Source organism: Streptomyces ovatisporus (genome assembly GCF_042653885.1).
Classification (GTDB): domain Bacteria; phylum Actinomycetota; class Actinomycetes; order Streptomycetales; family Streptomycetaceae; genus Streptomyces; species Streptomyces ovatisporus.
Genome location: NZ_JBHSFH010000018.1, coordinates 133,493 through 151,364 on the forward strand (window position 1 = coordinate 133,493; position 17,872 = coordinate 151,364).

At 70.3% G+C, this 17,872-nt stretch carries 17 protein-coding genes; 7 read left to right on the plus strand and 10 right to left on the minus strand.

The annotated features are described in order from the left end of the window. Complete coding sequence (locus ACFPA8_RS27265) at positions 1–1,200, plus strand: trypsin-like serine peptidase (RefSeq protein ID WP_386452812.1); 1,200 nt, start codon at positions 1–3, stop codon at positions 1,198–1,200. A gap of 150 nt (positions 1,201–1,350) precedes the next feature. Here ACFPA8_RS27265 and hflX read toward each other — a convergent pair whose 3' ends face one another. The 6 genes from hflX to miaA form a co-directional block, all read right to left on the minus strand. After that, a complete protein-coding gene (gene hflX, locus ACFPA8_RS27270; RefSeq protein WP_386452813.1) occupies positions 1,351–2,865 on the minus strand; it encodes a GTPase HflX in 1,515 nt (504 codons plus the stop codon). Positions 2,866–3,035: 170 nt separating this feature from the next. Continuing rightward, positions 3,036–4,583: a M1 family metallopeptidase gene (locus ACFPA8_RS27275; RefSeq protein WP_386452814.1), complete on the minus strand. Its 1,548-nt coding sequence runs from the start codon at positions 4,581–4,583 to the stop codon at positions 3,036–3,038. A 159-nt stretch (positions 4,584–4,742) separates the two neighbouring features. Continuing rightward, positions 4,743–6,959, minus strand: coding sequence for a RelA/SpoT family protein (locus ACFPA8_RS27280; protein WP_386452815.1), 2,217 nt, complete (start codon positions 6,957–6,959; stop codon positions 4,743–4,745). Between the two features lie 134 nt (positions 6,960–7,093). Then, positions 7,094–8,002 carry a diaminopimelate epimerase gene (dapF, locus tag ACFPA8_RS27285; RefSeq protein ID WP_386452817.1) on the minus strand — a complete coding sequence of 303 codons (909 nt, stop codon included), beginning with the start codon at positions 8,000–8,002 and terminating at the stop codon, positions 7,094–7,096. Between the two features lie 52 nt (positions 8,003–8,054). Next, a complete protein-coding gene (locus ACFPA8_RS27290; protein WP_386452819.1) occupies positions 8,055–8,687 on the minus strand; it encodes a hypothetical protein in 633 nt (210 codons plus the stop codon). A 101-nt stretch (positions 8,688–8,788) separates the two neighbouring features. After that, on the minus strand, positions 8,789–9,745 hold the full coding sequence (miaA, locus tag ACFPA8_RS27295) for a tRNA (adenosine(37)-N6)-dimethylallyltransferase MiaA (RefSeq protein WP_386452820.1): 957 nt from the start codon (positions 9,743–9,745) through the stop codon (positions 8,789–8,791). A 192-nt stretch (positions 9,746–9,937) separates the two neighbouring features. On the opposite strand from miaA, the gene ACFPA8_RS27300 reads away from it, so the two are divergent. Together ACFPA8_RS27300 and ACFPA8_RS27305 are read left to right on the plus strand one after the other, a co-directional pair. Then, complete coding sequence (locus tag ACFPA8_RS27300) at positions 9,938–10,156, plus strand: hypothetical protein (RefSeq protein ID WP_386452822.1); 219 nt, start codon at positions 9,938–9,940, stop codon at positions 10,154–10,156. A gap of 41 nt (positions 10,157–10,197) precedes the next feature. Further along, positions 10,198–10,464, plus strand: a complete 267-nt coding sequence (locus ACFPA8_RS27305; RefSeq protein ID WP_386452824.1) for an antitoxin — start codon at positions 10,198–10,200, stop codon at positions 10,462–10,464. A 124-nt stretch (positions 10,465–10,588) separates the two neighbouring features. Here ACFPA8_RS27305 and ACFPA8_RS27310 read toward each other — a convergent pair whose 3' ends face one another. Then, positions 10,589–11,329, minus strand: coding sequence for a class III extradiol dioxygenase subunit B-like domain-containing protein (locus tag ACFPA8_RS27310; protein ID WP_386452825.1), 741 nt, complete (start codon positions 11,327–11,329; stop codon positions 10,589–10,591). A 180-nt stretch (positions 11,330–11,509) separates the two neighbouring features. Further along, on the minus strand, positions 11,510–13,000 hold the full coding sequence (gene miaB / locus ACFPA8_RS27315) for a tRNA (N6-isopentenyl adenosine(37)-C2)-methylthiotransferase MiaB (RefSeq protein WP_386452827.1): 1,491 nt from the start codon (positions 12,998–13,000) through the stop codon (positions 11,510–11,512). A gap of 78 nt (positions 13,001–13,078) precedes the next feature. On the opposite strand from miaB, the gene ACFPA8_RS27320 reads away from it, so the two are divergent. The 4 genes from ACFPA8_RS27320 to ACFPA8_RS27335 all read left to right on the plus strand — a co-directional run bounded on the left by ACFPA8_RS27320 (position 13,079) and on the right by ACFPA8_RS27335 (position 16,104). After that, positions 13,079–14,098 carry a TAXI family TRAP transporter solute-binding subunit gene (locus ACFPA8_RS27320; RefSeq protein WP_386452829.1) on the plus strand — a complete coding sequence of 340 codons (1,020 nt, stop codon included), beginning with the start codon at positions 13,079–13,081 and terminating at the stop codon, positions 14,096–14,098. Between the two features lie 86 nt (positions 14,099–14,184). Beyond that, entirely contained in the window at positions 14,185–14,529 is a 345-nt protein-coding gene (locus tag ACFPA8_RS27325; protein WP_386452831.1) for a toxin-antitoxin system YwqK family antitoxin, read from the plus strand. A gap of 314 nt (positions 14,530–14,843) precedes the next feature. After that, on the plus strand, positions 14,844–15,497 hold the full coding sequence (locus tag ACFPA8_RS27330; protein WP_386452832.1) for an ATP-dependent Clp protease proteolytic subunit: 654 nt from the start codon (positions 14,844–14,846) through the stop codon (positions 15,495–15,497). Position 15,498: 1 nt separating this feature from the next. Continuing rightward, positions 15,499–16,104 carry a ClpP family protease gene (locus tag ACFPA8_RS27335; RefSeq protein ID WP_386452834.1) on the plus strand — a complete coding sequence of 202 codons (606 nt, stop codon included), beginning with the start codon at positions 15,499–15,501 and terminating at the stop codon, positions 16,102–16,104. Between the two features lie 61 nt (positions 16,105–16,165). Here the strand turns inward: ACFPA8_RS27335 and ACFPA8_RS27340 are convergent, their stop codons facing one another. Both ACFPA8_RS27340 and ACFPA8_RS27345 read right to left on the minus strand, forming a co-directional pair. Beyond that, entirely contained in the window at positions 16,166–16,738 is a 573-nt protein-coding gene (locus ACFPA8_RS27340) for a helix-turn-helix domain-containing protein (RefSeq protein WP_386452836.1), read from the minus strand. Positions 16,739–16,988: 250 nt separating this feature from the next. After that, complete coding sequence (locus ACFPA8_RS27345) at positions 16,989–17,804, minus strand: NPP1 family protein (RefSeq protein WP_386452838.1); 816 nt, start codon at positions 17,802–17,804, stop codon at positions 16,989–16,991. Positions 17,805–17,872 lie beyond the last annotated feature (68 nt).

Below are 17,872 nucleotides of genomic sequence, written 5' to 3' on the forward strand. Positions count from 1 at the left end.
ATGTCATCGATACGCAGGCCGGGAAACCGTCGTCCTGCCGTGACCGCCGCCGCGGTCGTCGGGGTTCTCGTACTGACCGCCACCGCCTGTTCGTCCGGCGACGCCGGTGACCGCACCGCACAGGCCCGGCCGTCAGAACGGCCGTCCTCGAACGAGGACCTCGGCATCCCCGACAAGCTGCCCGAGGACCTGCCCACTTCGCTGAAGGACCTGGAGAAGTGGCGCAACGGCGAGTGGAAGAACTGGGACCGTGACCAGTGGATCCGTGAGGGCTCCGACTTCGTGAACCCGTACATCAAGGACCACTGGAAGCCGGACCGCATGGAGGACGCGGAGGACAACGGCAAGCGCGTCCCGGCCGACGTCGAGTCGGCGTCAGGAGCCAGCGCCACAGGTCCCGAGCCCCGCCCGGTCGAGGCCCGTAACGTCAAGACGCCCTACACCAGCAACGCCGCACCCGCGGGCAAGGTGTTCATGGAGACCCCGAAGGGGCCCATGGTCTGCTCCGGCACCGTCGTGCAGGATCCGCGCAATCCGGGACGGTCGAATCTGGTCGCCACGGCGGGTCACTGCGTCCACTCGGGCAAGAACGGCGGCTGGCTGCGCAACATCATGTTCGTACCGGCCTACAACAACCGCGGACTCCCGCCGGCGCAGGTGCGGAACGCGCAGCCGCAGGACGTCGCTCCGTACGGCCAGTGGTGGACGGAGTGGGCGCAGACCAGTGACTACTGGATCAAGCAGGGCGCGCAGTCGGGAGGTGGAGGCGCGCAGCAGGACTTCGCGGTGCTCCAGGTCCGTCCGCAGCAGCGCACGAACAAGTCCCTGGAGGAGACCGTCGGTGCGGCAGTGAAGATCAACTTCAACGCTCCGGCGGCCGAACGCTTCTCCGGGCTCAGTTCCTACGGCTACCCGGCGGCGCCTCCGTACGACGGAGCGAAGATGTACAGCTGCACCGACAAGCCGGGCAGTCTCTCCATCGATCCCTCGCAGCCCGCCCTCTACCGCATCGGCTGCACCATGACCGGTGGCTCCTCGGGCGGCGGCTGGTTCATGAAGGGCGAGAGCGGCAAGGCGGAGCTGGTCTCCGTCAACTCGATCGGTCCGCAGCCGGCCACCTGGCTCGCCGGGCCGCGTCTCGGCCCGACGGCGAAGAACGTCTTCGACAGCATCAGCAAGAAGTACGCGAACAAGAACTGACGGACGCGTGCCGTGTCCACTGCCTGACCGGCACCGCACACGGCACGTGCACGCGCACAGGGCCCGCCCTTCGAAATGAAGAGCGGGCCCTGTGCCGTTTCCGGCTGGTGCCTGTCTCACGACCCCGGCGGCCGCAACCGGCCTTCCGCGCTAGTGCTGAACCGCAGCAGCCGCGGGCTCGTACTGGCGCAGTTCGGCCGCCAGTTCAGCGTGCACACGCACCTTGAGCAGCGTGCCGTCCCCAGTGTGCGTCTCGGAGAGCACCTCACCCTCGCTGTGTACGCGAGAGACGAGATTGCCCGCGGTGTAGGGCACGAGCACCTCCAGTTCGACCGAGGGACGCGGCAACTCCTCGTCGATGAGCGCACGCAGTTCCTCGATCCCCTGCCCGGTACGGGCGGAGACCGCGAGCGCACGGCTCTCGGTACGCAACAGTCGTGCCAGCACGAGCGGTTCGGCGGCGTCGGCCTTGTTCACGACCACGATCTCGGGCACCTGGGAGGCCCCGACATCCCGGATCACCCCGCGCACAGCAGCCAGTTGCTCCTCCGGAGCGGGATGCGAACCGTCCACGACGTGCACGATCAGGTCGGCGTCGGCGACCTCCTCCATCGTGGAGCGGAAGGCGTCGACGAGGTGGTGCGGCAAGTGCCGTACGAATCCGACCGTGTCGGTCAGCGTGTGCAGCCGCCCGCTGGGCGTCTCCGCCTTGCGCACGGTCGGGTCCAGAGTCGCGAACAGGGCGTTCTCGACGAGGACACCGGCCCCGGTGAGACGGTTGAGCAGTGAGGACTTGCCCGCGTTGGTGTATCCGGCGATGGCGACCGACGGCACCTTGTTGCGGCGCCGTTCCTGCCGCTTGATCTCGCGGCCGGTCTTCATCTCCGCGATCTCGCGGCGCATCTTGGACATCCGCTCACGGATGCGCCGCCGGTCAGTCTCGATCTTGGTCTCACCAGGCCCGCGGGTGGCCATGCCGCCGCCCGCGGAGCCGGAGCCACCGCCACCCATCTGCCGGGAGAGCGACTGGCCCCAGCCGCGCAGCCTCGGCAGCATGTACTGCATCTGAGCCAGCGCGACCTGTGCCTTGCCCTCACGAGACTTGGCGTGCTGCGCGAAGATGTCGAGGATGAGGGCCGTACGGTCGACGACCTTGACCTTGACGACGTCCTCGAGATGGATCAGCTGTCCGGAACTCAGCTCACCGTCGCAGACGACGGTGTCCGCACCGCTGTCGATGACGATGTCCCGCAGTTCCTGGGCCTTGCCGGAGCCGATGTACGTCGCCGGGTCCGGCTTGTCACGGCGCTGGATGACGCCGTCGAGTACAAGAGCACCTGCGGTCTCGGCCAGCGCGGCCAGTTCCGCGAGGGAGTTCTCCGCGTCCTGGGCCGTCCCGGACGTCCACACGCCGACGAGCACCACACGCTCCAGGCGGAGCTGCCGGTACTCGACCTCGGTGACGTCCTCCAGCTCGGTGGAGAGTCCGGCGACGCGGCGCAGGGCAGCACGGTCGCTCCGGTCGTACTGTTCGCCGTCACGCTCTCCGTCGACCTCGTCACTCCAAGCAACGTCCTCTTCCATCAGGGCGTCAGCTCGACGGTCGGATTCGGCGACACGCAGGCCATTGGTGGGAAGGGAAGAAGAGGGAGAGGAGAAGGTCATTTGATCCTTACGTCGAAAGCGGATGCGGGAGAAAGCCGTCCCTTGAGTCACAGGTCCTCACATGGACCCGCTAGGGGAACGCTTGCCCCGCACCATTGATTCCCGAGCGGTGGGGCGTTCCCGTGGCGCTCTGCGCGCCGGTGAAATGGTGGCACGGCGGCCGCGCCCCGTCATCCCGTTTCCCGGCTGCCCGCCCGCCACCGGGGGTGGCCGGGCATCGGAGGGGTCTTCTTGCCGTACAGCCATTTCTCGAGGAACACGGTCAGGTCTTCGCCCGAGACCTCGTTCACGAGGGAGATGTAGTCGTCCGTGGAGGCATTGGCGTCACGGTGCAGCGTGACCCATTCCCGTTGCAGACGCTCGAACGCGCCCGCGCCGATCTTCTCGCGGAGAGCGAAGAGCAGGACCGCGGAACCGTCGTACACGCTCTTCCGGAAAATGTTGATCTTGTTGCCGGGCTCGGCGGGGTGCAGCCGCCCGGGCGGACCGAACTTCTTGCGCCAGGTGTCCGAGCTCTTGTACGCGTCACGCGCCCGCGAAGTCAGTGACGGGCCGCCGCGTTCGGCTGCGTAGAGCCACTCGTACCAGGTGGCGTGGCCCTCGTTGAGCCAGAGGTCGTCCCAGCTGCGCGGAGAGACGCTGTCACCGAACCACTGGTGCGCCGCCTCGTGCACCATGATCGATTCCTGGTGCCAGGCGGGGACCACGTCGGTGGTGAAGAGCTGCTTCTCGAAGAGGGACAGCGTCTGCGTCTCCAGCTCGAAACCGGTGCTGGCATCGGCCATCAGCAGACCGTACGTCTCGAACGGGTAGCGGCCCAGTCTCCGCTCCAGCCAGGCCAGTTGCGCGGGAGTCCTGGCGAGCCAGGGCTCCAGTGCCTTCCGGTCACGGCTGGGCACCACGTCGCGCAGCGGCAGACCGTGCGGGCCCTTGCTGCGCCGCACGTACGAACGGCCGATCGAGACCTGCGCGAGTTCCGTGGCCATGGGGTGTGCGAGACGGTACGTCCACTCGGTGCGGTCACCGCCCTTGCGCACCTTCCGCTTCAGCTGTCCGCCCGCCACCACGGTCAGTGCCTCGGGAGCGGTGACACGGAAAGTGAAGGCGGCCTTGTCGGAGGGGTGGTCGTTGCCCGGGAAGACGCGGTGGGCGGCGTCCGCCTGGTTCGCCATGGCCAGCCCGTCCTTGGTGCGGACCCAGCCGTTCGTGGAGGCCTTGTCCGTCGGGCTGGTGTGCCGGACCTCGACGTGCATCCGCTCCCCCTTGCGCAACGCCGCCGAGGGGGTCACCACCAGATCCTCCTTCACGCTCCGGTGCTGCGCCGGACGGCCGTTGACGCGGACAGAGCGCACTTTGCCGGCCGTGAAGTCGAGGTTGAAGCGGGGCAGCCCGTCCTCAGCGGTGACATCTGCGTCGATGACCGTACGTGCGGTGAGCGGCTTGGTGTTGTTGCCCGAGTAGTCGAAGGCGATGTCGTAGGCACCGACGTCGTAGCCCGGATTGCCCAGTTCGGGGAAGAGCCGGTCGCCCACTCCGAGCGGCTTCGGCGGTGGCAGCACGGCTCCGACGAGGGCGAGGACGGCCGCGGCGACGGTGGCGCACGTGCAGGCGCGACGACGGACGGAACGGGAAGCGCGGAGCGGGCCTGCCGCTGCGTGCACAGGGGCTGGGGGAACTGACGCACCGGGCACCGACGCCCGGGAGAGCGGGAAGTCCATGCAGTAACTGCTATCCCTGGTGCGCGGCGGGCAAGGTCGGCTCCGCAGGGCCCCACTCGAAAGAAGTCAGCGCGGTCCAGGCTGCGACGGAGGTGCACGCCAGCGGCCTGCGCCCGCGTACCACCGCGCGCCCCGGCGCAGGCGCGGGACGGGGATGCCTCAGCGCGCGGGAAGCGGGCGGCTGGCTCGCGTGACGTCGTACACGCCGGGGACACGGCGCATCGCACGCATCAGATCAGGCAGCCCGGCCGCGTCGGGCAGCTGCAGGGTGTACGTGTGAAGGACGCGCTGTTCACGCGGCGGTTCGACATCGGCGGCGACGACTGCCGCGCCCTGCGCCGCGATGATCTCGGTCAGATCGGCCAGCAGGTGCGGCCGTCCCAGCGCTTCGGCGCGCAGGGTCACCCTGCAGCCCGCCGCGCCCTGCCGCCAGCGCACCGGCACCGGCCGCCGGCCCGTCGACGTCATGCGCGTCACCGTCTGACAGCTCTCGCGGTGCACAGTGACGGTGCCGCCCCGCACAGCGAATCCCGTCACGGAGTCGGGCGGCACGGGCGTACAGCATCGCGCCAGGCGCACCACGACGTGGGGGTCCTCGGCCACGACGGATGCCGTCTCTGCCGCGCGGCCGTCCTCGGGGTACGGGCCGACCGCTGCGTCCTCGCCCCTCTCCGGGTGGCCTCGGCCTGCCGCGGCGGCCTCGTCGGGCGGGGTCGCCGGGACTGCCGTCGTGCGGGCCGCGACAGGGCGACGGGCGCCGTCCACGGCCTGAAGAGCATGGCCGCCACCGGTTCCGAGGGCGCCCACACTGGTCAGCTCGTGCCTCGGCTCGGCGTCGGCCGCGCCGGGATGAGCCGCCAGCCAGTGCCGGATCGCGATGCGCGCGGCCGGGGTGCGGGCGTGGTCGAGCCACTCCGGCGACGGACCGGACGGTGCCGAGGCCGCGGGCTCGAGGAAGAGCTGCAACGCGTCGCCGTCCCGCAGCACCGTACTGAGCGCCGTCAGGCGTCCGTTGACACGTGCGCCGATGCAGCGGTGGGCCGCTTCGCCGTACCGCGCGTAGGCCGCGTCGACGCAGGTGGCTCCCGCGGGCAGCGGCAGGGCGCCGCCGCTCGGCGCGGGTGCGGCGCCCGGGGACGCGCAGTAGACGGTGATCTCCCGGTCCTGCGCCAGCTCGTCGCGGAGCTCCGTCCAGAACGTCTCGGTGTCCGTGGCGTGGCTCTGCCACTTCAGGAGCCGGGAGAGCCAGCCGGGCCCCGGCTCGTCACCGCCGCCGCCCTCACCGCCGGACGGAACTCCGTGCGGATCGCCGAGTGCGATGACGCCGGCTTCCGCGACGCGGTGCATCTGCCGTGTCCGCACGAGGACTTCGGCCACACGGCCCTCCTCGTCGGCGATCGCCGTGTGCAGCGACTGGTAGAGGTTGAACTTGGGTGCCGCGATGAAGTCCTTGAACTCGGCGACGATCGGCGTGAAGCACGTGTGGAGTTCACCGAGGACGGCGTAGCAGTCGGCGTCCTCCTCGACCATGATCAGCAGACGTCCGAAGTCGCACGGCCCGAGTTCGCCGCGCTTCTGGCGAAGGCGGTGCACCGAGACGGTGTGGCGCGGCCGGATGAGGACCTGCGCGATGATCCCGGCCTCGCGCAGCACCCGCCGCACGGAAGTCGCCACGCCTGTGAGCGGGTCGGGCTCCTTGGCGTGCTCGGCGATCAACTCCCGTGCGAGCGTGTGCTCCTCGGGATGGAGAATCGCGAATACGAGGTCTTCCAGCTCGGTCTTCAGCGCTTGTACGCCCAGCCGTTCGGCGAGCGGGATCAGTACGTCCCGCGTCACTTTGGCGATGCGGACCTGTTTCTCCGGACGCATCACGCCGAGCGTCCGCATGTTGTGCAGCCGGTCGGCGAGCTTGATCGACATCACGCGGACATCGTTGCCGGTGGCCACGAGCATCTTGCGGAACGTCTCCGGCTCGGCCGCCGCTCCGTAGTCGACCTTCTCCAGCTTGGTGACGCCGTCGACGAGGTAACTCACCTCCTCGCCGAACTCCTTGCGCACCTGATCCAGCGTCACATCGGTGTCTTCGACCGTGTCGTGCAGCAGAGACGCCGTCAAAGTGGTGGTCTCGGCGCCCAGTTGGGCGAGCAGCAGAGTCACGGCCAGCGGATGCGTGATGTACGGGTCGCCGCTCTTGCGCATCTGGCCGCGGTGCGAGGACTCCGCCAGTACGTAGGCGCGGCGCAGAGCCGCGAGATCGGCGTCGGGGTGGTGTGCGCGGTGCACCTTGGCGACGTGCTCCATGGCATCGGGCAGACCGTCCCGGCGCGGCCCCTGCCCCAGCAGGGCCGCGTGACTGAGCCTTCTCAGACTCCTCATGGCACCTCCGCTGACGCAACACCCCGGACAGGCCCGGGCCTGTGATGCTACCGACCCCAGCACATGCGGATGACCGGGTCCCGCGCAGCGTGAAACGGATCACCCCTTCGAGGGACGTTTAAAGGCAAGGGAGTTCACCAGTGCGCTTGTTGTGGCGCTTCGGGGCCCATGCGCTGGGCGTGCAGCCACTCCGGGTCGATGGAACCCTCCGCGACGATCACAGCGGGCCCGGTCATCTCGATCTCGCCGTCGGCCTGTTCGGTGATCACCAGACGGCCGCCCGGCACGTCCACGGTGTATGTCGCCGACGCACCGTCAGCCACCGGGTCGGCGCCGTCGCGCCGTGCGGCCGCGGCCATCACCGCACACGCGCCGGTTCCGCAGGACCGGGTCTCCCCCGAGCCGCGCTCGTGGACGCGCAGCGCGACGTGGCGAGGGCCGCGGTCGACCACGAATTCGACGTTCACACCGTCCGGGTAGACAGCGGCCGGTTCGACCTGCGGCGCGTCCAACAGGCTTCCCGCGTGGGCGAGATCGTCGACGAAGACGACAGCGTGCGGGTTGCCCATTCCGACGTGCACTGCCGGCCAGTCGCGCTCACCGACGCGCACCCTGACCTCATCGCCGGGCAGAGCGGCGGGTCCCATGGCCACGGTGATCTCGCCGCCGTCCTCACCGAGGTGCGTGCGCCGTACGCCCGCCCGCGTCGCGACGGCGACCTCACCCGCCTTGGCCAGTCCCGCACGTTCCAGATAGCGCACGAAGACCCGCACACCGTTGCCGCACATCTCCGCGACGGAACCGTCTGCGTTGCGGTAGTCCATGAACCACTCGGCGTCTCCCGCCATGGTCCGGGCCTCCGGGTGGGCCGCCGACCGCACCACCCGCAGCAGCCCGTCGCCGCCGATCCCCGCCCGCCGGTCGCACAGCCGCGCGACGGTCTCCGGGGACACCTCGAGAGTGCCGTCCGGGTCGGGGAGGATGACGAAGTCGTTCTCGGTGCCGTGCCCCTTCAGGAACGGCACGGGCTGTGCGCTGACCATGCACCCGATCGTACGGGAGCCGCAGTCGCTGCTGCCCGTCGCGGCGAGGGGCTCAGCGCAGCCTGGCGACGCGCCAGATGGCCAGCACCACGACGGTGCCCACGACGACCGCGTACAGCAGCACGACCCGCCAGTCCGCACGGTCGCCGGAGCCCCGCACGGGTAGCCCCGGCCAGGTCAGGCCGGCGCGACGGGCCGCCATCACTCCCCAGCCCGCGGCACAGCCGCAGATCAGCAGACCGAGCATGGAGACGACCGCTCCGGTGCCGCCGCCCGGCTCGAAGGCGAGCGGGAAAGCGAACATGAGCGAGCCGAGCGCGCTCAGCACCACGATGGGGGCGATCTGCCACAGCCGCAGTTTGCGCGGCGGACGCAGATCCTGCGGCTCCACGGGCGTCTCGTCGACGGGTGGCAGATCACCGGCGTCGCGGGGAGGGCCGTCGGCGTCGCCGTCGGCGTCCGCGACGCCGCTGCCGCGGGTGCCGGCCGTGCCGTTCCCGCGGACGTCGACGCTGCGGTCGGCTTCCGCGGCCCCGCCGGGGGCGGAACCGCCGTTGACCCCGGTCACGTCCTCCGACCGGTCGTCGAGGCTCGTGATGTCTTCGAGGCGTCCAACAGGCCCGACTCGCTCAACGTCGTCGACGGCTGTCTCCTCATTGTCACGAGGGCCGGCCTCCATCGCCACCCGCCCTCCCAACTACGGCTGCAGGCTCCGAACGATGGTCGATGATGGCACGCCGCCGCGGCCCCGGCGGACGCGCAGGGCGTCCCGATGCCATCACGTGATCAGGCTGTGACCGCTTCTTCCAGGAGAGCCAGTGCTTTCCCGGTCAGTTCCCTCCTGTCCGGTTCCGCACCGCTCAGCCAGTGGACACGCGGGTCGCGGCGGAACCACGAATCCTGGCGGCGCGCGAAGCGCTTCGTGGCGCGTACCGTCTCTTCCCGCGCCTCCGCCTCGGTGCACTCCCCCGCGAGGTTCGCGAGCACCTGCTGGTAACCGAGGGCACGCGACGCCGTACGTCCGGTGCGCAGTCCGGCCGCCTCCAGAGCGCGTACCTCTGCGACCAGGCCCGCCTCCCACATGCGGTCCACGCGGGAGGCGATCCGCGCGTCGAGCTCCGGTCGTGCCACGTCGACCCCGATCTGAACGGTCTCGTACACGGCCTCGTGACCGGGGAGATTCGCGGTGAACGGACGGCCGGTGATCTCGATGACCTCCAGGGCCCGCACGATGCGGCGGCCGTTGCTGGGCAGGATCGCACGGGCAGCGACCGGATCGGCCTGCGCCAGACGCGAGTGCAGCACTCCCGACCCCTCGGCTGCGAGCTCTCCCTCCAGGCGTGCCCGTACCTCGGGATCGGTGCCCGGGAACTCCATCGCGTCGATCGCCCCCCGCACGTACAGCCCCGAACCGCCCACCAGCACGGGGACGCGGCCTGCGGAGCGGAGTCTGTCGATCTCGGCCCGCGCGAGCCTCTGGTACTCGGCGACGCTGGCGGCGGCTGTGACGTCCCAGATGTCCAGCAGGTGGTGCGGTACGCCTGCGCGTTCCTCGGCCGCCAGCTTCGCGGTGCCGATGTCCATGCCCCTGTAGAGCTGCATCGAGTCCGCGTTGATCACCTCGCCGCCCAGCTGGCGGGCGAGAGCGACACCCAGGTCGGACTTCCCGGCAGCGGTCGGTCCGACGACGGCGACCACCGGCGGGACGCTGCGGCTTCGCGGGGAGGGGGCAGAGGGATTCACGCCGTCAGTGTCGCAAACCTCCGTCACGTCCCCGACCCACGAAGGAGGGACGTGACGCGCCTTGAGCGGCTTCGTTGCCTGTTTCGAGGGTTCCCAGAGCCGTTTTCCGGGACGCGGCGGCCCGGGGCCGGGGAAGCCGGTCTCCCCGGGGCGCCGGATCGGGACCTAATGAGTAAGGTCAGGAGTGTAGATATGGGCGTCTTTGCACGACTTCTGCGCCGTTCTTCCGGTCCTCGGAAGCCGGCCGCCGGCGCCGCCGAGGCTGCCGGGCCGGCGGACGGAAAGGCGAAAGAACAGGAGGTCAGGGCTGCGACAGGGACCGGGGACGACAACGAGGACGTCGGCATCCCGAAGCAGCAGTCAGCAGAGGGAGCCGCCGACAGCGAAGCCGCCGACGACACCCGCAACTGAACTGCCGCTCAGGCACACCGGACAGAAGGAAGGTGGCCACCATGGGCTTCATGGACAAGGTCAAGGACATGCTGGGTCAGCACGGCGACAAGGTCTCGAAGGGCGTCGACAAGGCCGGGCGGATGGCCGACTCGAAGACCAAGGGCAAGTACAGCGACAAGATCCGGACCGGCACCCAGAAGGCCAGGGAGCAGGCTGAGAAGCTCGGCCGCCAGGAGGGCGGCGGAAAGGGCCCCGAGGCCGGCGGGGGCCACGGAAAGGGTCCCGACGCCGGCGGCGGGCGCGGGAAGGGCCCCGGCGGCGTCTGACCAGAGCCGGTCCGTCCGCCGCCGCGCGGCCCGCCATGTGGGCGTGTGTCCTCCGGATCACCGGGGCACACGCCCACATCCGTACGGTCGGCGGGCGGCCGATCAGTGGCGGCGACGCCGGCTGTCAGCTCCAGCTGGCGACGAGGTACCCGACGCCGTACGGAGCCTCGTCGTAGAGCAGGCGTCCTTCGAGCCCGCTGCCCGCCTCACCCGCTGCCGTGCGGCCGGCGGCGGCCGCACCCGCGAGCACGTGCCAGCTGGAGCGGCCGGACGCGCCCAGCTCGTACCCCAACTCCTCGTCCAGAGCGAGCAGCTGGTCGGGGCTCGCACTCTCCAGGGCCCGGGCCGCCAAGGCGTCGAACGCGGCGGCACGCTCATCGAAGTAGCCCGGGGCCTTGAGGGTGCGGCAGTTCGTGCCGTCACCCATCACGAGCAGGGCCAACCGCTCGTCCGAAACGGCGAGTTGGGCCCCGACCGCCTCACAGCGCTCCCGGTTCAGCGGTTCGCCGACGCCGAGGCCCTCGACCGGGGCGGCGGTCCACTCCGCGCGGCTCAGCAGCCACGCGCCGACGGCGAGGGACGACGGCAGCGGGTGTGCTTCCGGGGCGGGGTCGCCCTTGCCGAGGGTCACGTCGAGGTCCACGCCGTAGCCCCGGAAGGAACCACGCGCGCCCTGGACGTACGTCCCCCGGGCTGCGGGTTCTGCGGGGCCGAGGACCACGAGTTTGCCGGGACGCGCCCCGGCAAGACGTCTGAGCGCTTCGTCGCAGGCGGCGCGGGCTGCATCCATCTCGTGGGCCGCACCTCCCGCGACCTCGGGCACGAGCAGCGGCGGACAGGGGCATACGGCTGCGGCGACAAGCATGGCGCGCAGCTTAACGCCGGAAGTCGCTCTGCGTAACCGCTCGATCAGGACGTACCTCCGGCGAGTGGTGCAGGAGTCGGGGAATGCGCTGCTGCATGCTCCTCGGCGCCCTCGCCTGTCGCCGCCCGGTGCGCGGGCGGCCTCGTCCCGTCGTGCTCAGTCCCGTGCTTCGCGGGCCGTTCAGCAGACGCTGCAGCCGCCGGAGTCGGGCGGCAGCGGCTGCGGAGCGCCTACCGCCGGCAGCCCGAGCATGACGCCCTGCTGCTGTGTCCGGGCGGCCGGCGCCGCGTGCCGGGCCTCCCAGGCGTCCCCCGCACGGGTACGCCGCACGGACGCCGGCGGGGACTCCGCGAGCAGGTGGTGCGGTGCCGCGTAGGTGATCTCGACGGTGACGGTGTCGCCCGGACGTACCGTCTCCTCGGGCGGCGCGAAGTGCACCAGCCTGTTGTCGGGCGCCCGTCCGGACAGCCGCTTCGTGACGTCGTTCTTCCGCCCTTCGCCCTCCGCGACGAGCAACTCGAGCGTCCGGCCGACCTGGTTCTTGTTCTCCTCCCAGGAGATCTCCTCCTGGAGCGCGACCAGACGTTCGTACCGCTCCTGCACGACCTGCTTCGGGATCTGGCCGTCCATCTCGGCGGCGGGCGTCCCGGGACGCTTGCTGTACTGGAAGGTGAACGCCTGCGCGAAGCGTGCCTCCCGCACCACGTGCAGCGTCTCCTGGAAGTCCTCCTCGGTCTCGCCGGGGAAGCCCACGATGATGTCCGTGGTGATGGCCGCCCGAGGCATCGCGGCGCGCACCTTCTCGATGATGCTGAGGAAGCGCTCCTGACGGTACGAGCGCCGCATCGCCTTCAGGACCTTCGACGAGCCCGACTGCAGCGGCATGTGCAGTTGCGGCATCACGTTCGGCGTCTCGGCCATCGCCGCGATCACGTCGTCCGTGAAGTCACGCGGATGCGGCGAGGTGAAGCGGACCCGCTCCAGCCCTTCGATGCGGCCGCAGGCACGGAGCAGCTTGCTGAACGCCTCGCGGTCGCCGATGTCCGAGCCGTAGGCGTTGACGTTCTGTCCGAGCAGCGTGATCTCGCTGACGCCCTCGTCGACCAGTGCCTCGATCTCGGCGAGGATGTCGCCGGGCCGACGGTCCTTCTCCTTGCCGCGCAGCTGCGGAACGATGCAGAAGGTGCAGGTGTTGTTGCACCCCACGGAGACGGAGACCCAGGCGGCGTAGGCACTCTCCCGTCGCGTGGGCAGCGTCGAGGGGAACGCCTCCAGCGACTCGGCGACCTCGACCTGCGCCTCTTCCCGGATGCGGGCGCGCTCCAGCAGGACCGGCAGCTTCCCCACGTTGTGCGTACCGAAGACGACGTCGACCCACGGGGCCTTCTTCACGATCGTCTCGCGGTCCTTCTGCGCGAGGCAGCCGCCGACAGCGATCTGCATGCCGGGGCGGGAGGCCTTCTTCGGTGCGAGCTGGCCGAGGTTGCCGTACAGCCGGTTGTCGGCGTTCTCCCGCACCGCGCAGGTGTTGAAGACGACGACGTCGGCGCCGTCCGCGTCCCCGGGCGCCCGCACGTAGCCCGCGTCCTCCAGCAGGCCGGCCATCCGCTCGCTGTCGTGGACGTTCATCTGACAGCCGAACGTCCGCAGCTCATATGTCTTCGCAGTCATCTCAGTCGACCAGGGTACGCGCTCCCTCCCCGCCCCCGCCCCTCGCTTACCGGGCCGCGGACTGGCACGATCACGCGCATGTTCAGCTTCCGCCGCATCGTCCCCGGCACGAGCAGCAGCCGCTCGCGTCGGCGCTCCCTGCTGCGCGCGGGAGCAGCAGCCGCCGTGGTGCTCGCGCTGCTGCTGTGGTGGCTGGTCCCCGGCGGACGCTCCGCCCCCAGCGGGACCGTCTCGTTCGCCACGGGAGTCCCCACCGGTGTGTACGCGCGTTACGGCTCACTCCTCGAGCAGCGCATGGACCGTGAGATGCCCGGGGTCGACGTGCGGCTGCTGCCCAGTCAGGGCTCGGTGCAGAACCTCGACATGGTCTCGTCGGGCAAGGCCTCCTTCACGATCGCGGCAGCCGACGCGGTGGCCACCTACCGGGACGACGGGGAGAAGGGCGCGGAACAGCTGCGCGCGTGTGCGCGGCTGTACGACGACTACATGCAGCTCGTCGTGCCCGCGGGTTCGGCCGTCCGCAGTGCGAAGGACCTCAAGGGACTGCGCGTGGGCGTCGGCCAGAAGCGCTCCGGTGTGAACCTCATCGCCGGCCGGCTGCTGCGGGCCGCCGGGCTTGACGTCGACAAGGACGTGCACGCTGTCCGCGCGGGTATCGACCGTATGCCGGGCCTGCTGGAGGAGGGGAAGCTCGACGCCTTCTTCTGGTCGGGCGGACTGCCGACCAACGCGATCGAGAGCCTTGCCGCGAAGACGAACATCCAGCTGGTCCAGCTGGGCGATCTCGTGCCGAAGCTGCACGCGCTGCAGCCCGAGACCCGCCACTACCGCGCCGCGGTGATGCCGCCGGACGCCTATCCGGCAGTCCAGCAGGGCGAGCCCGTGAAGACGGTGGCCGTCGCCAACCTCCTGGTGACCACGGACCGTACGGACACTGCTCTGACGGAAGGCGTGACGCGGGCGGTACTCAGGAGCCGCGACCAGATCGGCGAGAAGGTCCACGCGGCGCAGAAGGTCGACCTGCGCACTGCGATCTACACCGCACCGCTGGCGCTGCACCGAGGCGCCAGGGACTACTACCGCTCGGTCAAGCCGTAGTGGCCCGTCCCGTGCCGGTGTTCGAGCTCCCGCCGTGGCCCTGCCGTGCTAAAGCCTCTGTCGGTGCCCGCCCATAGGCTCGCTCCATGGCTGAGGAACGGTTCAAGGACGGCACGCTCTCCGGCGAGGGCGAGTACGTGGACGGTCAGCGGCACGGGCCGTGGACGTTCTACTTCCGCAACGGCCGCCTCCAGGCGCAGGGCAGCTACAAGTCCGGGCAGTTGGACGGCGACTGGGTCTGGCACCGCAAGGACGGTGGCCTGCTCCAGCAGGGGGCTTTCGTGGACGGTCAGCAGCACGGCCTGTGGCGCCGCTGGTACGACAACGGGGCGCTGTGGGACGAGGGTGAGTACGACCTGGGCAAGAAGACCGGGGAGTGGGTGACGTACGACCGCAACGGCGAGGTGTCCAAGCGCAGGAACCACCGCTGAGGCTTCGGTCTCCGCCGTTTCTGGACGGACCGGCCCCGCGGACGGGCCGGTCGCGGCTCGAACCGGCGCTCACGTCGGACCGCGTCCGGCAGGACCGCGCGGTGACCGGCAGCGACTGAGGGAACGCCACTGCTCGGACCACCGGGTGCTCATGGCGGGAGCGCGCTACTGACGGCACGGCCGGACAGCAGATGACTTCTCGGCACTCTGCCATCGGCGAATCTGCCCCGGGCCGAGATCACTTACGCGGGCGTCGCATCGCGCCGAGTGTGGATGACAGCGGCACCCCCGCCGCGCCCACACATGGAGGACCGATGGCTCCAGACATGACCGGCCTGCAGCCGGTCCGTGACGCACAGACCGCCGAGGACGACACCCCGCGGACGCGCTTCGACGACCACCTGGCGGAGCAACTGCTCGCGCAGCGGATCGTCTTCCTCGGCACCCAGGTCGACGAAGTCTCCGCGAACCGCGTCTGTGCGCAGCTGCTCATGCTCTCGGCAGAGGACCCGAGGACCGACATCTGCCTGTGCATCAACAGTCCGGGCGGCTCCGTCACGTCCGGTCTGGCGATCTACGACACCATGCAGCTCGTCCCCAACGACGTCTCGACGCTGGGCATGGGATTCGCCGCGAGCATGGGCCAGTTCCTGCTGACAGTCGGCGCGGCGGGGAAGCGCTTCGTGATGCCGAACACGCGGATCATGATGCACCAGCCGTCGGCGGGGATCGGAGGGCCCGCGGCGGACATCGCGATCCAGGCGGAGAACCTCGAATTCATGAAGTCGACGATCGAACGGATCACCGCGTCGCACAGCGGCCAGGACGTGGAGACAGTCTCCCGGGACAGCGACCGCGACCGCTGGTTCACGGCGGAGCAGGCGAAGGAGTACGGACTGGCCGACCGCGTCGTCGAATCGCTCGCCGACGTCCGCCCGGCCCGTTCGCAGCGACGGATGGGACTGTGACATGAGCCAGTACACGATCCCGACCGTCGTCGAGCGCACTCCGCAGGGCGAAAGGGCGTATGACATCTACAGCCGGCTGCTGGCCGACCGGGTCATCTTCCTCGGCACCGAGATCGACGACGGAGTGGCGAACGTCGTCATCGCGCAGCTCCTCCACCTCGAGGCGTCGAACCCGGAGCGAGAGGTCGCCGTCTACATCAACTCGCCCGGCGGATCCTTCACTTCGCTCATGGCGATCTACGACACGATGACGTTCGTCGGCGCCCCGATCGCGACGTTCTGCGTCGGCCAGGCCGCCTCGACAGCGGCGGTGCTGCTCGCGGGCGGCGATCCCGGACGCCGCTTCGTCCTCGATCACTCCCGGGTGCTGCTGGGACAGCCCGCGAGCGGAGGTCACCAGGGGACTGTCTCCGATCTCAGCCTGCAGGCGAAGGAGATGCTGCGCATCCGCTCCCAGGTCGAGGAGGTCCTCTCCAGGCACACCAGCCACGATGTCCAGACCCTCCGCGCCGACATGGACCGCGACAAGGTCTTCACCGCTCACGAGGCGGTGGCGTACGGGCTCGCCGACGAGGTGCTCACGCGGCGCGCCCAGGCGGCGGCCTGACTCCGTTCCGGCTCCTGGGCTGCCGCCGTCCCCCGACGGGACGGCGGCAGCCCGGAACGCATCAGGCAGCGAGGCGCATCTCCCCGTGCATGGGGGGTTTCCGCACACTGTCGCGCCGGGGGCCGCCCGTGGCGTCCGGACGGCGCGCGAGGAACGAGGTGACGGAAGTCCCTGTGCGCGCCGCCCCCGTGCGCGCTCCGCCGAGGCGGACCAGTTCCTCGTGCGCGAGGACGAGGAGACCGGCGAGATCCAGGCTCAGCGCCCGAGCGGCTGCCGCGAGCACCTCGGACGACGCCTCCTTCAGACCACGCTCCAGCTCGGAGAGGTAGGGCATCGAGATGCGGGCCGCGTCCGCGACGTCCTTCAGCGTGCGTTCCTGGGCAAGCCGCTCACGGCGCAGGACGTCCCCGACGACGTCCCGCCAGAGCGGCTCCTTCGCGGCGGGAACAGTTGCGGCAGGGGGCTGTGCGGCGGAGTTCGGCTGTGCGGCAGGGTTCCGGGACGGCGCGGGCGCCCGTGTGGGCGGGGATGTCTGCCCGGGCGGTACGTGCGGCCGGGGCGTTACGTGCGGCGCTGCCGCGGCAGGCGGGCACAACGGGAGGACGCGGGCTCGGTTCGACGCGGGTTCGGTCACCTTCCCAGCGTAGGAGCGCCGGGCTCCGGGGGAAGGGAACTGCGGTCTGCCCTCGGCGAAATCGCCGAGGCGCGCGGCTTGCGGGAGCGCTCGCAGCGCTCCCGCCGGTTCCCGGGAGGGAAGTGCCCGCCGGCGGGGCGGTGTTCCCCGCGCCGCGCGGGCTGCTGCGAGCCGGGCCTCCGCGGACGGTCCGCAGAGGCCCCCTGCTGCACCCGGCCTGGCCTGTCCGGTGCGAACTGCGAACGCCCCGTCAGGCGTTGGGGTCGAACGGGATGTCGCCCGGCTTGGCTCCTTCGAGGTGCGAGTTGAACGTGTCGTCCCTGATGCCGAGCGTCGCGTCACCGAAGTCCGCGCCGGTGAGCTTCTCGCGCAGCCCCCCGGGGAAACCGTTCCAGCCGACCAGCGTCGGGTACTGCCACGCGCCCTTGTGGTTCTCCGGCGGCTCGTCGCCGCCGTCGTTCTTGGCGGCCCGGAAGCAGTGCGTGCCGGCCCCGTCCTTGTGGTAGACGACCTTCGGGTGGGTGCCGTCGAACGGCAGGTCGGAGGCCTTGTGGATGTCGAACCCGCCGTGCCTCGAAGTCGACACGTACTCCGCCTTGTTGTCCTTCACCCACACCACGATGTGCTCCCAGTCGTGTGTGTGGCCGGCGCTGCCCGGACCGAGGGAGACCTGGTCCTTCTCGAAGTAGGAGGCGTAGACGATCCCGCACCAGCCGTTGTTGCACTTCTCGCGCGAGTAGCTGTTGGTGTTGTCGAGATCGGACTCGTCACGGCAGTTGCCGTTGACGTCGCCACCCAGCTTCAGACCCTCGTTCAACGTCCCGTCGGGACCTATCGCGGGAGTGGCGTAGCAGCCGTCCTTGTCGTAGTCGTAGGCGGGCTGAAACGTCTTCTCCCGTTCCTCTGCGTCGGCCGGCAGCGCCGGCGGCGGTCCCACGACCGCCGAGGCCGGGAATGCGAACAGCGTGACGACGGCGGCCGCGCCGGCGATCCCTGCGAGCGACAGCCGCCGCGAGCGGCGCGGGCGCGAGGGCCCTGATGTCGCTGACGTCGTTGTGTGCTTCACGTGCGTCCTCCTCACGAGTCCGGCAGAGGGCCGGAAGCTTTGGATTGGCATGCGCATGATTGCCACAC

Coding starts and splice junctions, on each gene's coding strand:
- ACFPA8_RS27335 (WP_386452834.1), top strand. CDS start 15,499: ATGAGCCAGTACACGATCCCGACCGTCGTCGAGCGCACTCCGCAGGGC.
- hflX (WP_386452813.1), bottom strand. CDS start 2,865: ATGACCTTCTCCTCTCCCTCTTCTTCCCTTCCCACCAATGGCCTGCGT.
- ACFPA8_RS27325 (WP_386452831.1), top strand. CDS start 14,185: ATGGCTGAGGAACGGTTCAAGGACGGCACGCTCTCCGGCGAGGGCGAG.
- ACFPA8_RS27280 (WP_386452815.1), bottom strand. CDS start 6,959: ATGAGGAGTCTGAGAAGGCTCAGTCACGCGGCCCTGCTGGGGCAGGGG.
- ACFPA8_RS27300 (WP_386452822.1), top strand. CDS start 9,938: ATGGGCGTCTTTGCACGACTTCTGCGCCGTTCTTCCGGTCCTCGGAAG.
- dapF (WP_386452817.1), bottom strand. CDS start 8,002: ATGGTCAGCGCACAGCCCGTGCCGTTCCTGAAGGGGCACGGCACCGAG.
- ACFPA8_RS27305 (WP_386452824.1), top strand. CDS start 10,198: ATGGGCTTCATGGACAAGGTCAAGGACATGCTGGGTCAGCACGGCGAC.
- ACFPA8_RS27275 (WP_386452814.1), bottom strand. CDS start 4,583: ATGGACTTCCCGCTCTCCCGGGCGTCGGTGCCCGGTGCGTCAGTTCCC.
- miaB (WP_386452827.1), bottom strand. CDS start 13,000: ATGACTGCGAAGACATATGAGCTGCGGACGTTCGGCTGTCAGATGAAC.
- ACFPA8_RS27265 (WP_386452812.1), top strand. CDS start 1: ATGTCATCGATACGCAGGCCGGGAAACCGTCGTCCTGCCGTGACCGCC.
- ACFPA8_RS27320 (WP_386452829.1), top strand. CDS start 13,079: ATGTTCAGCTTCCGCCGCATCGTCCCCGGCACGAGCAGCAGCCGCTCG.
- ACFPA8_RS27310 (WP_386452825.1), bottom strand. CDS start 11,329: ATGCTTGTCGCCGCAGCCGTATGCCCCTGTCCGCCGCTGCTCGTGCCC.
- ACFPA8_RS27330 (WP_386452832.1), top strand. CDS start 14,844: ATGGCTCCAGACATGACCGGCCTGCAGCCGGTCCGTGACGCACAGACC.